Annotated in this window: 1 protein-coding gene; it reads right to left on the bottom strand. The window is 49.3% G+C overall.

Annotated features, from left to right (window positions below):
* A partial coding sequence (locus RX395_RS10110) for a hypothetical protein (protein WP_316367386.1) occupies nt 1-415 on the bottom strand: 415 nt, incomplete at its 3' end.
* Nucleotides 416-440: the final 25 nt, after the last annotated feature.

The raw sequence follows: 440 nt of genomic DNA, 5'->3' as shown, positions 1-440 counted from the left end.
GTATGGTATTGCTGCTGATATTGGTTTTTGACATGATCCGTTGGAATTCTTCGGGAAGATCCTCCGGCTGTTTCTGTACCGTATCGCCGAGATAGGGACCCATCGGCTCCTGCCCGTTGATCAGGACATATGCGGCATTTTGCTCGTGATTTTTTGCTCTAAGCATGGCCCGGAAGGCGTTATGGCGCGCATCAATCGCCGTCTCCCCATTCCCAAGGCCGATGGAAACAGAATAGCAGGTTACACGCTCCAGCCAATTGAGCAGCTCGAACTTTCGGAAGTGAGCTGTCTCCAGGTCAAGCGCCCCATAGGTGGAAAACAGGATAAAATTGTAAATGGATTCCTCCGCCACGGAGGCTGAAAGGCGGTCGGCATATTTATAGACCTCTTTTATTATTTTCATCTTTTCCAGCATAAAGCTGTACTCGTCGCTTAAAAGG

Source organism: Collinsella aerofaciens (genome assembly GCF_032584215.1).
Taxonomy (GTDB): domain Bacteria; phylum Actinomycetota; class Coriobacteriia; order Coriobacteriales; family Coriobacteriaceae; genus Collinsella.
This window is presented reverse-complemented; position numbering and strand designations above follow the sequence as displayed.